This window comes from Flavobacteriales bacterium, assembly GCA_013001705.1.
Classification (GTDB): domain Bacteria; phylum Bacteroidota; class Bacteroidia; order Flavobacteriales_D; family JABDKJ01; genus JABDLZ01.
The window spans coordinates 1-15,538 of the sequence record JABDLZ010000242.1 but is presented as its reverse complement, the minus strand read 5'-3'; the positions used below and the strand labels follow the sequence as shown (position 1 = coordinate 15,538).

At 48.0% G+C, this 15,538-nt stretch carries 11 protein-coding genes and 1 pseudogene; 4 read left to right on the top strand and 8 right to left on the bottom strand.

From position 1 onward, the window contains the following. Positions 1-1,875 (top strand): hypothetical protein (locus HKN79_09825; protein ID NNC83866.1); only part of this gene is annotated, 1,875 nt, incomplete at its 5' end. Between the two features lie 1,167 nt (positions 1,876-3,042). On the opposite strand, the pseudogene HKN79_09820 reads toward HKN79_09825, so the two are convergent. The 4 genes and pseudogenes from HKN79_09820 to HKN79_09805 form a co-directional block, all read right to left on the bottom strand. After that, positions 3,043-3,168: pseudogene (locus HKN79_09820) on the bottom strand (OmpA family protein). A gap of 859 nt (positions 3,169-4,027) precedes the next feature. After that, positions 4,028-5,389 (bottom strand): hypothetical protein, encoded by a 1,362-nt coding sequence (locus HKN79_09815; GenBank protein ID NNC83865.1) that lies wholly within the window; start codon positions 5,387-5,389, stop codon positions 4,028-4,030. Positions 5,390-5,872: 483 nt separating this feature from the next. After that, positions 5,873-6,277, bottom strand: a complete 405-nt coding sequence (locus HKN79_09810) for an acyl-CoA thioesterase (GenBank protein NNC83864.1) — start codon at positions 6,275-6,277, stop codon at positions 5,873-5,875. Next, entirely contained in the window at positions 6,274-8,151 is a 1,878-nt protein-coding gene (locus HKN79_09805) for a polysaccharide biosynthesis protein (protein ID NNC83863.1), read from the bottom strand. Before HKN79_09805 ends, HKN79_09810 begins: the two co-directional genes overlap by 4 nt. An 80-nt stretch (positions 8,152-8,231) precedes the next feature. Here HKN79_09805 and gcvT point away from each other — a divergent pair, with 80 nt between their 5' ends. Continuing rightward, a complete protein-coding gene (gene gcvT, locus HKN79_09800) occupies positions 8,232-9,314 on the top strand; it encodes a glycine cleavage system aminomethyltransferase GcvT (protein NNC83862.1) in 1,083 nt (360 codons plus the stop codon). Positions 9,315-9,321: 7 nt separating this feature from the next. Further along, the gene (locus HKN79_09795; GenBank protein ID NNC83861.1) at positions 9,322-10,077 is read left to right on the top strand and encodes a 2-phosphosulfolactate phosphatase; all 756 of its coding nucleotides are present in this window, start codon (positions 9,322-9,324) and stop codon (positions 10,075-10,077) included. Here the strand turns inward: HKN79_09795 and HKN79_09790 are convergent. After that, the gene (locus tag HKN79_09790; protein ID NNC83860.1) at positions 10,063-11,331 is read right to left on the bottom strand and encodes an OmpA family protein; all 1,269 of its coding nucleotides are present in this window, start codon (positions 11,329-11,331) and stop codon (positions 10,063-10,065) included. The two genes, HKN79_09795 and HKN79_09790, sit on opposite strands and share 15 nt — an antisense overlap. A gap of 182 nt (positions 11,332-11,513) precedes the next feature. Between HKN79_09790 and HKN79_09785 the strand changes: the two genes are divergently transcribed. Further along, the gene (locus tag HKN79_09785; protein NNC83859.1) at positions 11,514-12,149 is read left to right on the top strand and encodes a hypothetical protein; all 636 of its coding nucleotides are present in this window, start codon (positions 11,514-11,516) and stop codon (positions 12,147-12,149) included. 57 nt (positions 12,150-12,206) lie between these two features. Here HKN79_09785 and HKN79_09780 read toward each other — a convergent pair whose 3' ends face one another. The 3 genes from HKN79_09780 to HKN79_09770 form a co-directional block, all read right to left on the bottom strand. Then, complete coding sequence (locus HKN79_09780) at positions 12,207-14,402, bottom strand: S46 family peptidase (protein NNC83858.1); 2,196 nt, start codon at positions 14,400-14,402, stop codon at positions 12,207-12,209. Between the two features lie 42 nt (positions 14,403-14,444). After that, a complete protein-coding gene (locus HKN79_09775; protein ID NNC83857.1) occupies positions 14,445-15,113 on the bottom strand; it encodes a hypothetical protein in 669 nt (222 codons plus the stop codon). Continuing rightward, positions 15,110-15,538 (bottom strand): membrane protein insertase YidC (locus tag HKN79_09770; protein NNC83856.1); only part of this gene is annotated, 429 nt, incomplete at its 5' end. The genes HKN79_09775 and HKN79_09770, both read right to left, overlap by 4 nt.

Here is a 15,538-nt window from a genome sequence, read left to right as displayed (position 1 = left end):
ATTGATAACTGCACCTTCGATGTACGCAGATCAGGTATAAACTATGACGTGGAAATCCAGGGTGACTGGAACAATATAAGTGGTCGTTTCACACCACGCACAAGTAATGTCACATTCTCTGGAAGTGGAACCATCTTCAACTATACGGGTGAAGAAGGATTCTATGATGTGGACTTTTCAGGCACCCCTCAACTCGTGTCTGATATCACAGTTTCCAATGAGGTATATGTCTCAAACTATCTGGACGCCAATGACAACGATGTCTATGTAGAAAAAGACTGGGTGTGTACAGGAGATTATGTGGGAAATGGCGGCACTGTCATTTTCGAGGGAGCAAACATCTCAACTGTATCAGGTACAACGGATTTTGATAATGTAACCATTGATAAGGATAGTGGTATCGAAGTGGATGTCACTGGGACCATGAATATCTATGGGACACTGCTGATGGACAATGGAGAATTGACCACTAATGATAATGTGGTGATTGCTTCCAACGCTACAGCTACTGGAAGACTTGGAGTGATGGGACTTGCCACCTTCAATGGTGACTTACAAGTTGATCGTTATATGAACCCACCAGGGAACGAATGGCACTTGATCGGATCATCTGTCACCGGAATGTCTATTGCCGATTGGAACGATGACTTTATCACCACGGGCTTTACTGGGTCGGACTGGCCGACTTTCGGATTCTGTAGCATCACGAGATATGACGAGACCCAGCTTGGTCATAAGGATATTGGAGTCTACAATGTCACCTCAACAGCCGATGCTATACCAACTGGAGAAGGAGTTCGAGCGTATATCGCACAGGGCCCACATACTCTGTCAGTCGCAGGTCCTCCCGTGACCGGTGCTTTTGCATGGTCGCTGACTTATACGAATTCAGGTAGTGCTGTAGATGATGGGTGGAACCTGGTCTCCAATCCATACCCATCGACCATCGATTGGGACGATACACCAAATTGGGTGCGTACCGGAGTCAAGGATGCAATCTACGTATGGGTGTCAGAACACGCGCAATTCTCTAGCTATATCGCTGGAGTGGGAACCAATGGCGGTACGCAGTATATCCCATCATCTCAAGCATTTTGGGTGCAAACAGACACTCCATTGCCTGTTATGAGTATTGTGGAAGGTGCGAAGTCCAATGTAGATGAGACTTTCCGAAATTATGAGGACATCAGCTTCTTCAAGGTGCAGATGACCACCTCTAACGGGAAGACGGATGAAGCTGCTATTCGCCTCGATGGAGAGGCTACCATGGAATTCGATAGTGATCTAGATGCGTATGAACTGCGCAGCACCAACGCTAACTACCCATCAGTCGGCCTGCTTACTGCGGACGGTGTGAATGCGAGTATATACTCATTTGCGACACTAGATGAAGAGACGATGATCCCGATGTCTATATACGTGGGAGTTCAAGGTGACGTGGAGTTCAATACCGAAGGATTCTCAGGATTCGCTGCAGGTCTGACTGTAAAGATCTATGATAGTCTCAATGATGAGTATCACCAGATACGGGATGTGGCCACAACTACCTTGACCTTGGATGCTGGTGAGTACGAAAACAGATTCTACTTGGTGATCACTCCCAGGCTCAATTTCGAGAATGTCAGAGACATTTCCCAGGAGAGCCAGTATGACGTTTGGGCAGATGATTCGAATCTGTTCATTCGAGGAACCGATAGCTCAGGATCAGTGGATATAGAAGTCTACAATGCCGTGGGTCAACGGATATTCTCAGAACAGAATGTGAATATGGGTAGACTATATAGCACTTCCATAGCTCTGCAGAATGGTCTTATGATCGTAGATATTATCGATAGGGACAGCGGACAGCGATCAACTAAGCGCTTGATCCGATAGTCTGATATCAAAGCATTGAAAAGGTAAAAGCCTCGGTCCTATACGGTCCGAGGCTTTTTAAATTCTTCACCTCCTAAATTCATGTTAAGAGAAAGAAGTCGAAATAGATCAATTCTTCTTCATGGATTCGATCTCTTCTATGGTGAGCATCTCTCCATTGAACATTCCCACTACCTGTGCTTCTGGAAGACCCGATCGATGTAGATCCTGCAGCTGTTCTTGAGCAGCTTCTTTGTTGGAGAACTTTCCGGTGAGATAATAGGTCTGTGAAGGTGTGCTGATCTGTTCGATACTACCTAATTCTCTGAACTGTTCTAGTTTCTTGGCTTCGATAGACCCTTCACTTTCTGCAAGCACGATCTTGTAGGTGATCAAATCCTCATCAAATCCATTGGTAGTGGCCCTGCTCCACAAATCATCACTTGTAGCGCTGGAATTTCCACCCATCGCCTCTACCACGTTGATGCGTTGACCGCCCCTGAATGCAGCTAGGAAGGCATCGTTGTAGCCACTATTATGTAAGATGTCCCGATACACCTCGGCATCTTTACGGTTATCGTATACACCTGAGAAATAGCGGGTCAGTCCATCATCCCCATTCAATGTGATCACATCCTGCAGCGAGGAGAAGATGTTGTAGGATAGCGAATTTCTGAAAGCTCCGACCTGTATGCGCCAGAAAACTTCATTCTCATCCATGGTGCCTGAGGCTTCAAACCCTTCATCTTCCAATTCACGGATGATCTTACGGGCTTCTTTGCTTTCATCCGTCACGATGCCGTCTTCAGCTGAAACGATGTCCCCTTCTAATCCCAATCCGGTCAATTCCAGCTTTCTCCGCACAGCGTCCGGTAGATTGTCGTAGTCACCGACCATATACAGCACCGTATCCCCATTGTTGATGGTCTGCACATCAGGAATACTTAAAAGGAGGGAGGCCAATTGTGAACTGATCCCTTCTTCTGTCTCCCCGATCTGTATCATGAATTTCTTGCCGGGACGTGGAGTGAATACTGGTTTAGGAATGCTCGCAGATTCTACTGTGCCGGTTACTAAATTGGAGTCTTGTCCCGCCACGTAGCGCTGATATCGGTATTCGAAATCGGCATCGCTCAACGTGACTCCATTCGCATCGACATAGGCCGATTCTGCCGTGTTCAGCTCCAGATCCATATAGTCTGGTACACCGTCCTTATCCCCATCTAGAGGACATCCGGTGGCATTGACCTGCACTCCTTCTGGAGTATGCGGGCAGGCATCGATCAGGTCGACCACTCCATCACCATCCTCATCACTTCTATCTGATAGATTGGCAAGCAGTTCGGGGTCGAGATCGGAGCCTTCAGGTACGATTCGTTTATGTAGACCGTAGCGTACGATGAAACCGGTATAGAGAAAACGGTCGTTCTTGGAATCTCCGGCTCTATCACCTACGCTTTCTGCCGTCACATTGTCGATATAATCTGTGGTGGTCAGATACATGCGGGTATGTATAGTGACATCCAAGTACTTGCCCATTTTGAATTCTGCTCCTAAACCGATGGGTATGGCAAAGGCTCTTTCATTGTAATCACCGAATCCATCCAGATCCAACTCGCGTAGGTCGGATTCATATTCGTAATCGCGCACTAGGAATTGTGCTGCTTCGGCATCTGGTGCGAATTGATCGCGATCTCTGATAGTGCCGTCATCCCAGTAGTAATATCTACGGCCCTCGGAATCGAACAGATCGGTCTTTGAAAGGAATTCGAATCCGCTCACACCTACGCTCAGTATAGGGCTGATGAAGCGATCTTCATTCAAGAAGTGATGGAAGTTATATCCTACAAAAAGTCCACCGCTCCGTATCTCTGATCTGAAATTGAGATTTCTATTGATACTACGTTCATTGGCGCTCGTAGTGCCGAACATGGCTTCCAAACCTCCATGGAGGTATTCATTGATAGGATTGGATATGGTCAGGTGAAATCCGGGTCTTCCAAGAAAGGGGCTATAGCCTTGATTCTGCTCGGCCACATCACCGAAGAAGGTCATGGTACCTGTTCCCAGACCGATGTAGGTGGTATTCTCTGGCTCCTGTGCATGGATGAACAAGGAACTGGTCAGTACGATGAGTAGCGTAGAGAGTCTCGTCATCAATTGGGAATTGGGTTCATTGATACCACTTCTGCTCGGTGATCATCAGTGCCTCCTGTACTGTGATTCTCCTCCCGTCATTATAGGCTGTGACAAATGGTCCATCGAAGTTATAACTGTCTCGGATGAAGTTGCGCTTGTCTCTCGCTTCTTTATACACAGGAAAAGAGCCTGTGGTATACTTCACCCACTTCTCATGATTCTCTATGGTGAAAGGGTCGGTAAAACTGTGCCGCTTCTCGAAATAGACTTCGTCCACCACATTCTTCCCAGCAGCTATCTGCACGCGATAGGCTACTCCGGTCTCTGGATCGGGGATATCGGTGACATCTTGGAATTCCTCTATCACTTCTTCTTGAGTCTCTTCTACAATTTCTTCAACCTCTTCCTGGGTCTCTTCTACAATCTCCTCAACAGTCTCTTCGACCTCTTCTACCTGGGTTTCAGAAGTATCTGGCAGGACCTCTTCAATGACCTCTTCTGTGACTTCCTCTGCTACTTCGGTCGTATCTATGGCTTCCTCCAAGCTATCAGAGATGGATTCTGTAATGAATTCTTCATCCCAAGAGGAGTCTCGGGATTGTAGATCGATCGACTTTGAAACGTTGTTGCGTAGATAGGTGAATTCACCCTGGATCGGTAGACCATTGATAACTGGTTCATCCGCGAAGACCTCATATACCACATACAAGCTGTCCTCTTCAGGTATACTGAACCATACGAACTTCACCTTGTTGTCTATCTGAGTGAATACCGCATTGGATTTCTTGACAGCTTCGGCACTCAATCCTTCAGGAAGTATCTCCTCGATCTTGGCAAATCCTTTGATCCCATCCTTGTAGAGGTCGATCTGTACGAGGAAGTGATCACCATTGAGTTGAGTGATAGTGCGTATTCCGTTGGCCAATGTATCAGGTACGAATTGGTTGGATACATTCTCAGAACCTACGAACATAACATGATCCGGTATCTCTTCGATCTTCCTCTGATTCTTATCCAAGTATGCAAATCGCTGTGATATCGTGTTGTTTCCCTCTTCACAGTCATCGAAAACGGTCAGCTTATAGCTGATCTGGAACTCATCCTCTTGCGGGAGACTCATCCATATGATCTTGGCGGCCCCTTCAGCAAAGGTGAAAGATGCACCTCTGAGATCACCGGGTTCGATCTGAATGCCCTTGGGTACGTCCACCTGGAATTTGGCAAATCCTCCGATCTTCTTCTTCTCGATGGTCACATAGACCCAGTGCTCTGAACCTATGACCGTAGTGGCAGGTAGGTCATGGCTGATCTCTACTCCTTTGGGCATGGGAATGAGATTCAAGAAAAGCAGACCGATCAGATGACTTCCGATGAGAAAGGAGTTCAATATGGACATATTCTGAAAAAAGCTTTAGTAACAAAGCTATCCTCAGCCTATGCTTAGCATCGGGGGTGCAATCCTTATTGCAAACAGAATCCTGTGTAAAATAGATTCACGTGATCGGAATGAGACTTACGTTGAGAATGGTAATGGTATTCGTATCACGATCGAAGTACAGCTTATCCAATGCGCCAAGGATATTCTTCGCACTGAAATAGGAGGTCTGTAAGCGGTCATCCTCCTTGACCGACCATTGGATGGTATAGGAACTCTCATGCCCTTATAGCTCTTTCCATAACTAGTATGGAAGAGAAAGGATTGATGGTGTCTGGGATTCACTGTGATGATATGTGGTATGACCTGACCATCCTCATCCTTGAAATTTTAGAGGATGCTGTTCTCTCTTAGACGGATGTAGTCCTCTATTTCTCTCTGTAGTTCAGAGATCTTGATGCTGGTGTGCGTGGTCATACTATCAAAAACAGGAGTAGAAGATGCTCAATCGGCTTGAAAAGTGGCCTTCCATTCTTCTGGTAGGGGTTTCGTGATACCGGCATGGTAATCGAAGGCCACCAATACGCAACGACCTTTGGCAAATATCCTAGGAGCATCTGTAGCTCGTCCATCGTATACGGTGAATCCCATGGTCATGCTCTTGGTCCCATATCTTTCGATCTCGGTCTGGATCCATACGTCATCATTGAGAAGAATAGGGATCATGTAATCGATCTCATTCCGGGCCAGCACGATTCCTTGGTCCTTCCAATCCCATTCGCCTCCGACATGGGTATTGAAAAAATCGATTCTTGCCTGCTCGAAGTAGCTGAGGAATACGGCATTGTTCACATGGCCCATGGCATCGATGTCGGCAAAACGCACGGGTATTCTGGTCTTATGAGTCATCGGTCGAGTGCTTCGAATTTAGAATTGTGGCTACGGTATTCAGGAATCAAATCTTTCAATTTCTTGACGCTTGATTCCAGGTCCGAATCACTATCGTCAAGCAAGGATGTTATCCGCTCAATGGTATCAGTAGGGATGTCTCGGGTCTTGGCAATCAGAATGCGTTCATTGTGGGTAGGTAGGGTATTCTCCTTGTCTGCCAGTACCTCTTCTTTGATCTTCTCACCCGGGCGTAGACCGGTCATCTCTACCTCGATATCCTTGCCCACTTCCAGTCCACTGAGTCGTATCATCTTATGAGCAAGATCCACGATACGTACGGCTTTACCCATATCGAATACGAAGATCTCTCCTCCCTTGCCCATGGCTCCAGCTTCCAATACCAATTGGCAGGCCTCAGGGATGGTCATGAAGAATCGCTCGATATCGGGATGAGTGACAGTCACCGGTCCACCATCTTCGATTTGTTTCTTGAATCGCGGGATGACGCTGCCATTGCTGCCTAGAACATTTCCAAAGCGAGTCGTAACGAATCGCGTTGAGGAATCCTCGGAAAGTGCTGATACATACATCTCAGCTGCACGCTTGCTGGCACCCATGACATTGGTCGGATTGACCGCCTTGTCTGTTGAGATCATAACGAATCGGTCTACTTTGTTTTCAATGGCCAGGTCGACCAGATTCCTAGTGCCCCCTAGATTGGTCCGAATGCCCTCATATGCATTGGATTCCACCATAGGCACATGTTTATAGGCTGCAGCGTGGAATACGATCTCAGGTCTGAATTCTTTGAATATCCGTTGAAGGTGTTCTCGGTGGCAGATGTCGGCCAATACGGTCAACACGATTTCTTGCTCAGTTGAATCTGTGACCTCCAATGATATCTCATGCAATGGACTCTCCGCTTGGTCCAATAGACAGATGGCCTCGGGTCTGTAGCGGGTGATCTGTCTTACCAACTCAGAACCTATAGAGCCTGCTGCACCGGTGACCATTATGCGTTTTCCCTGCAGGCTTTGGGAAATTGCACTGGTATCCAATTGGATCACGGAGCGTTCGAGCAGGTCTTCTACAGGTATAGGACGCAATTGTCTGAAGCTGAGCTCACCTTGTATCCATCGTCCTACCGGTGGAACATCCAATACCTTGACTCCTTTATCGATACAGAGGTCGATGACCTTCTGTCGCTTTTCTATATCGGGTCGCATCATCGTGCTGATGAGTTGATCGACCTCATGATCATCGATGAGTTCTTCCAGTCGCTCGGACTTGTAAATGGTCACTCCCTCTAATTTCTTGCCGGCCTTTCTCGGGTCGTCATCTATAAAAGCCACTACCTCCATGGCACTTCCTGCATCCCTATCCAAGGTGCGTTTGGTGATCACTCCAGATTCACCGGCCCCATAGAGGATGACCTTTTTTTTCAGCTTTCTAGGGTTCTTCTGTTCGGAATAGAGCAGTTTGACCACCAGTCTGAAAGTGATGAGAAGGAAGGTGGTCAGGAAGAACTCGAGGATGATGATCGATGTGGGAAGGAAGTAGACCTGATCAAAGATGAAATAGCGAAGCTGTCCGGCTGCCAAGAGCACCAAAGTACTTATCAAGCAGACCCGAAGTATACGAGCTGCATCTTGTGTGCTCGTGTACCGAATGACTCCGGCATAGGTCCTGCTGATCAATAGACCGCCCAATCGTACTGCCAGAAATAGGAAGATGGATGTTTGCAAAAGTTCCCCTTCTACATCTGGGATGGCAAAATCGAATCGGAGAGCATACGCCAAGGCCAATGATGCGAGGACAATACAGGTATCGATCAACATGATCAACCAGCGAGGCGCAAATCGCTGGCGGAATCTATCGAGGTCGAGCATCATCCCGCCAAATATAGGCAAGGGGAGGGGGTGCTAGGATTCCTCTTTGGAACGCTACTTTTGCATCTATCAAATCCCGTTATATGAAGAAGATCGCATTGAATGACATCCACGAATCGCTAGGTGCCAAGATGGTGGAATTTGCAGGATTCAACATGCCTGTGCAGTACGCTGGGGTGAAGGATGAGCACATGTGCGTACGTAATGGTGTAGGGATATTCGATGTGAGCCACATGGGGGAGTTCGTTGTGAGTGGGCCTCATGCCCTTGGCCTGATCCAGAAAGTGACTTCCAATGATGCTGCTGTGTTGGAAGTAGGAAAGGTACAGTACAGCTGTCTTCCCAATGGCCAAGGGGGGATAGTGGATGATCTGCTGGTCTACCGTACCGATGATGAGGAATATGTTCTTGTGGTCAATGCTTCCAATATCGAAAAGGACTGGGACTGGATCACTTCACATAACTCCGAGGGTGCGGAATTGAAGAACATCTCAGATGGCATGTCCTTATTCGCTGTTCAGGGTCCCCAGGCTATTCGGGCGATCGGTTCTCTTACAGACATGCCACTGGCCGATATGAAATACTATACCTGTAGATATGGACCTTTCGCGGGATGCGATACCGTACTGATCTCTACCACCGGGTATACGGGAGCAGGAGGAGTAGAGATATATGTGCAGAACAGCGAGGCACCCAAGGTCTGGAAGGCCATTATGGAAGCTGGTGAAGCATATGACATCCAGCCGATCGGTCTAGCAGCGCGTGACACGCTGAGGTTGGAGATGGGTTTCTGCCTGTATGGAAACGATATCGATGATACTACCTCACCCATCGAGGCGGGTCTGGGATGGATCACCAAATTCACCAAGGATTTCATCGATCGGGAGCGACTGGAGAAGCAGAAAGCCGAAGGGACAGCGAGAAGATTGGTGGGATTCGTGATGGAAGAACGGGGCATCCCGCGTAAGGATTATCCCATCTTAAATGAAGCTGGGGAGGAGATCGGACAGGTCACCTCGGGTACGATGAGTCCAGTACTGGAGCAGGGGATAGGAATGGGCTATGTCAGCAATGAATTCAGAAAGGAAGGGACCTCGATCCGGATCGGAGTCAGAAACAAGCAGCTCAAGGCCACTGTAAAACGCCCACCCTTCATCGCCAAATGACCAGAATATGATCAAGGATCCTAACAAAAAGCACGTAGAGGTATGTGTCACGCCTGACAAATACGATCGCTACAAGGAGTACAATCAGATCGTGGTCGTGATCGATGTGCTGAGAGCCACTTCAGCTATCTGTACGGCCTTCGATTATGGTGTGGAGAAGATCATCCCTGTCAGCCGCATCGAGAAAGCACTGGAGTACAAGGTGAAAGGATTCATCGTAGCGGCCGAACGCAATGGAGAGATTGTGGCAGGTTTCGATCGAGGAAACTCACCATTCGGTTTCATGGATGATGATCTGAAAGGAGAAACGGTGGTCCTCACTACCACCAATGGAACTCGGGCGATCAATATTGCTAAGAAGAATGCAGGCACCGTGGTAATCGGCTCTCTTTTAAATCTGGATGTGCTGTGTGATTGGCTGATCGAGCAGAACGAGGACGTATTACTGCTCTGTTCCGGATGGAGGGATAAATTGAATCTGGAAGACACCATATGCGCAGGAGCCATAGCTGAAAGACTCTTGGATTCCATGAAATTCCAATCCGTGGAGGATAGCACCATCATGGCCAAGTACCTGTTCCAATCGGCCAGCAACAATTATCTCGGCTTTCTCAAAGCAAGTTCTCACAGAAGAAGGCTCCAGAAACTGAACATGAATGCCGATATCAAGTATTGCCTCACACCCAATCAGAGTCGGGCTATACCTATTCTCAAAGGCAAATCCCTTGTGGATATCGGGGTACAGGAATCAGTCCGTTCCTAGCCAGGCGATCTCTACCTTCCTGTCTAGAGGATTCTCACTATCTGAGACCGAATCACCCAAGAAGTTGATGATCATACGATCGCTCGGAATCCCTTTCTGTCTCAGGTAATGTTTCACAGAAAGTGCACGCATTCTGGATATCTGAGCGTTGAAATCCGCTGAGCCGGACTGGTCGGCATATCCGGTGATCATCACCTTTCTCCCTGGGTCAAGCATCAATAGGTGATAGACTTCATTCAATTCCAGTTGATAGGCCAAGGTGATGTGATCGCTGTTCTTCTCGAAGCGGACCACATAGGGATCCTCTGTGTTCAAACTGCGTAATCCCGGATTGCTCTGAGCGATCTGATTGCTCGAGCGAATCTCCTGTATGGCCAGCTGGATGTCTGCCATCTCATTCTGCATATCGCTGAATTCGGTCCGGAACTCGAGGCTCTCCCTGCGCAGAGCGAGCATCTCTTCTTGGAGAGCGATCATCTGCTGACCGAAGGTGGCGATGAGCTTGTTATTGCTCTCCAGTAGCTGGACGATCTTCTCATCAGTTCCTGAAGCTATCTCTTGAGGATCCAACTCGGGAGGGAGTAACAGACCTAGGTCTTCCTCCTGTATGGAGGCCAGCGTGTAGTCGATGGGGATGAGGGGAGAATTGACCACCCATTCACCTGTGTCCACAGGTCCAGGGTCCATGGCCAGGTCGCTTGGAAAATCCGTGCTGATATACTCATGGATATGCGCATCTGCATAGGAGCTCAGGTCACGGGTGCTGATATCCTTGAGCTCCGATATCTGACTTCTCACATAGTTCAAAGCCATCTCTTGGGAGTCATAGGACAATTCCCCACGAGTGTCTTCCGTGCTCCAGTTCAAGCGTTCGAGGTCTTTGATCTTCTGATTGAATGCCTCTGAGAACCCTTCGAAGGGCCGGTCCACCTGATAATCATAGAGTTTGATCTTGTGGTCGACTATGCTCTTGAGATCCTTCATGATCTGCTTATCCGATTTACGCACGACCATGCTTCCATCGCTGATCTCCATGACGCGGTCCATGTAGTAGTCGATGTCCTGTATGATGAGGTCGATGAGTTGGTCCCGTTCATTACCCGAGATCAATTCATAGTGCTCTATGATGACCTGGTGGGATGAAGTACCCACAAGCGCATACTTGCTCGGGTCCTGTACCACGCGCTTACCGCCATAATCACGGATCACCGTGGGTTCTTGGCAGAATAACCAGAATGGTAGGGACAAAGCCATGGATATGATGACTTTTCTCCTCAAAACAGCTCAGATAGAATGCAAACGGAAAGTTATATTAGCGATAGGCCGAGGTAAAGGGGCAAAGGGATTCGATTTCAACGAGTTTTCAACCTATGCGTGGAATGCAGAATCCTGCTCCAGTCCTTGATTCTGGTACACTATGTGATGGATAATCATTGATGAAAGGATTTCTCTGTATAGCGATCATATTCTTCACTATCCCTGTCCTAGGGCAAAGGGATACTCTGGGGAGATACAGTCCTGGATTCAAGTTCAAGGATGGTCTCTATACTGCCTTTCAAGAATTCAAGGACAATTGTCCGGCCTATCCCATCGATCAACTGAGGGATGAGATGGGAAATACCCTGGATAGGATCGATGCGGAGCAACCATGGTTCATTGCTAGTCAAGACTCCTTGCTCGCAGTCTCCAAGGATTCCATCTGGGGATTCAGTAGTTCAGGCAAGGTCTATTTGAAGAATCAGGATTTCTTTGACCGTATGGTCGTGATCGGTACGCTCTGTCATGTCATCCATCGGGAGGAGATCATGGATTACAACAACACTCTTTACAATGGATTCACGTACGCACCCGTGCGAAGGGAGGTGCAAGTGGAATTCTTCGTGGATATGCGCACGGGAGAAAAGTATGAATTCAATGAGAAGAATCTCTCCGAGCAGATCAGTGATGATCCTATATTGAGATCCAGTTACTCGCAATTGACGAGGAAGAAACGCAAGGAGAACATGTTCCGCTTCCTTCATACCTACAATCAGAATCATCCAATCTACTTCCCGATCAGTCGCTGTAGATAGACCGACAAAAAAAGCCCGATGACAAGCATCGGGCTTCAAAGTCTTTATTCAAGATCATCAATTCATCAAGGTCTGTACCTCAGGACTTACGTCATTTACGGCAGGTGCTTTGACGAGTTTCATCTCTTCGATGAGGTGCTTGGCCCCAGCGTATTTATCGATGATGAATAGAACATAGCGGATATCTACCGAGATGGTCCTTTGCAATTCTGGCTCGAATGCGATATCGCCACTCATAGCCTCCCAATTCCCATCGAAAGCCAATCCGATCAGTTCTCCTTTACCATTGATGACCGGGCTACCGCTGTTTCCACCAGTGATGTCGTTGTTGCTGATGAAGCAGACGATCATATCCCCGTTCTCATCGGCATATTCACCGAATTCCTCTTCCTGGATCAGCTCCTTGAGATGAGCCGGAACAATGAATTCATCATTGTTCGGGTCTTCTTTCTCCAATACCCCATCAGTAGTGGTGATGTAGTCATAGCGCATACCATCAGCCGGGATATAATCTCCTACCACGCCATAGGTCAAGCGCATGGTCGAGTTTGCATTGGGATAGTATGGTTTTTCCGGATTCATCTCTCGCAGCCCTGCGATGAAAAGGCGATAGCCTTTATCGGTCATTGCGTAGTAAGGTCCTGCTCCGGCTCCTATCTTGCCTCTGTAGATGTCCAAGAACTGGTTGATGGCCGTCATGGCCGGGTCCTTGTCGAGTTTCTTCGCGCTTGGGTCTTCAAGGAATTCATTGAACTCTTCTTCACTCGCAAATACCGATTTGTCATACATCTTGTCGGTGATCTTCTGCCAATCGGCATTCTTTCCTCCGGCCTTGATCATGAATTCCGGCTGGAATTCCGGAGAGATGGCTTCAGCATACATTTCAAGCATACGGGCGGTGACTTTCTTGTCGGTACCCATGTTGTAATCCTTGAAATGGGCCGCAGCTCGGTCCTTCATGCCGGCTACGCTCGCTTCGATCATCTTCTCATCTTCCTCTTCCAATGCCGCCTTCAATTGACCGGCTCTATAGGCTAGGATCAATAGTTCTGAACCGAAAGCGGCTTCTTGTAGGTAGGTCTCTGCCAGTTTGTAGTCTGCGATTCCCTTGTACCCATCTTTAAGCAAGGTTATTGCTTCTCCGTACTTGTCCCTTCGCACAGGGTCTCCGTTGACCCAGGCGAGGAAATCATCTTCAAGCTGCTGTTTCTTCTCGAATACATTGAGTCGCTTCAGGCCTCTCATCTGCCCTTGGAAGTATTTCCAGTAGTTACTCACTCCGGCATACTTGGAAGCGTACTTGATACGCACTGCATCACTGGCATCCATGTCTTCTTTCATGAGACGGAGCTTCTCTCCACGGATCTTGACGCGTGCCGGTTGATCGACTTCTAGGGCCAATTCCACTCCATGGGAGGACAGATAGCGGTCTGTGCTTCCGGGATATCCGAGGATCATGGCGAAATCTCCCTCTTCTACACCATCGAGTGAGATAGGAAGGAAATGCTTGGGCTGATGCGGAATGTTGTCTTCTGAGTAAGCAGCTGGTTTTCCATCCTTGCCTGCATAGACACGTAGCAAGGTGAAATCACCGGTGTGACGTGGCCACATCCAGTTATCCGTATCACCTCCGAACTTTCCGATACTGCTCGGGGGTGCTCCCACCAACCTGACATCTAAGAAAGTCTCATATGTGAAGGCGTAGAATTCATTTCCACCGAAGAAGGATTTGACATCCACTTCGTAGTTATTATCCTTCATGAACTCGCTTTTGATCGTGTTGCTGAGTTCTCTGATCTTCCCTTCGCGTTCTTCTTCGCTCATCTGAGGGGTCAGCTGGCTGTTGATGCGATCAGTGACATCATCAATGCGTACGAGGTAGCTCACAACCATACCTTCTATAGGTAGTTCATCGGCACGCGTCTTGGCCCAGAATCCATCTGAGAGATAATCATTCTCCACAGTACTGTGTGACTGTATGGCGCTGTATGCACAGTGGTGATTGGTCAGTGTGAGACCATCGGGAGATATCATCTCCACGGTACACATACCGTAGTTCATACGGCCTATGGCATCCTTGACGGATGAATTATTGATGCTGTAGATATCCTCCGCACTCAATTTCAGACCAAGGTCCTGCATTTCAGCCTCGTTGATCTTCTTGAGCATATTGAGCATCCACATGCCCTCGTGCGCTTGCAGGCCACTCAAACTGAGTATCAAGGCCAGTGCGCTGATTATTAATCTGTTCATTTTGCTATTCATGTTAATTAAAGTCCAAAATCATACAACACCTCATTGGTGGACCGGGTGCCAATCGGTATCTGCGAAGAGTTGATCGATCTGCTCGGCAAATCGATTCAATTCATCCGGTATCTCATATCGTGCCACAATGCGTTTATCCTTGCCCATTGCTTGCACTCTGAATATCATAGAAGGCAGGTCCATGATGTTCTCATTATCGTAGCGGTCATTCAAAGAGAAGTAGTCTGCCTCGGCCACCATCTGGTAGATAGAGGCGATCTCAGCTGCTGAAAGCCGCGCCTGATAGTAGCCCATGTATTCCACGAAGTTCACTCCTTCATAGGTGGTGTAGCCACTCTCAAAGACCTTGATCTTGTAGACCGGACATCTTCCGAAACAGGGCCTGCGCTCGAATTGTAGAAGCAGCGAATCCTGCTCATAGCGCTGCACGATAACCGGTTTGTTAGTGGTATCAGCGACTCCTGATGCTGCTTGGGCAGCCAGACGTTCAGCGTCCACACGTGCTTCGGCCAATGCTTTGGCCTCTAATTCCTTCTGTGCTTGTTCTTCCGCTTGTTTCTTGGCCTCATACTCGAGTTTGCGCTCCTTCTTCTTCTCCAGAAGTTCAGCACGGGTCTCTTTGAAATTATTGTCCTTACAGGCTGTAGCTCCTCCCAGTAGGAGTGCTGCGATCATCAGGATGTGGATGAGTCTTATCATCGGGTCGGATAACCACGTTTCTTGGCGGCTTCTTCCAGTCTTTTTTGAAAGCTCGACTTCTTGACGGGCTTTTTCTGATTGGCCTTTATCTTCTTTCTCAGTTTGTCCTCGTCAATGATCACATTCTTGATAACAAACATCTGGCCGATCGAGAACAGGTTGGCCAGTAAGTAGTAGTAGCTCAGTCCTGCAGCGAAGCTGTTAAAGAAGAAGAGCATCATGAATGGGAAGATGTACATGATGGTCTTCATGTTGGGCATCCCAGGTTGGCTCGCAGGCATCTGCGCGCTATTCATGCGGGTATATAGGAATGTGCTCAGTGCCATCAGCAGAGTGAAAAGACTGATGTGATCTCCATATAAAGGTATCTCGAAGGGGAGGTCCAGTATGGAATCATATGAAGAAAGGTCATCTGCCCATAGGAA

Excerpts from the sequence above, each read along its gene's own strand:
- HKN79_09815 (NNC83865.1), bottom strand. The coding sequence starts at position 5,389 with ATGTCCATATTGAACTCCTTTCTCATCGGAAGTCATCTGATCGGTCTG.
- HKN79_09775 (NNC83857.1), bottom strand. The coding sequence starts at position 15,113 with ATGATAAGACTCATCCACATCCTGATGATCGCAGCACTCCTACTGGGA.
- HKN79_09805 (NNC83863.1), bottom strand. The coding sequence starts at position 8,151 with ATGATGCTCGACCTCGATAGATTCCGCCAGCGATTTGCGCCTCGCTGG.
- HKN79_09795 (NNC83861.1), top strand. The coding sequence starts at position 9,322 with ATGATCAAGGATCCTAACAAAAAGCACGTAGAGGTATGTGTCACGCCT.
- HKN79_09785 (NNC83859.1), top strand. The coding sequence starts at position 11,514 with ATGAAAGGATTTCTCTGTATAGCGATCATATTCTTCACTATCCCTGTC.
- HKN79_09780 (NNC83858.1), bottom strand. The coding sequence starts at position 14,402 with ATGAACAGATTAATAATCAGCGCACTGGCCTTGATACTCAGTTTGAGT.
- HKN79_09790 (NNC83860.1), bottom strand. The coding sequence starts at position 11,331 with ATGGCTTTGTCCCTACCATTCTGGTTATTCTGCCAAGAACCCACGGTG.
- HKN79_09810 (NNC83864.1), bottom strand. The coding sequence starts at position 6,277 with ATGACTCATAAGACCAGAATACCCGTGCGTTTTGCCGACATCGATGCC.
- gcvT (NNC83862.1), top strand. The coding sequence starts at position 8,232 with ATGAAGAAGATCGCATTGAATGACATCCACGAATCGCTAGGTGCCAAG.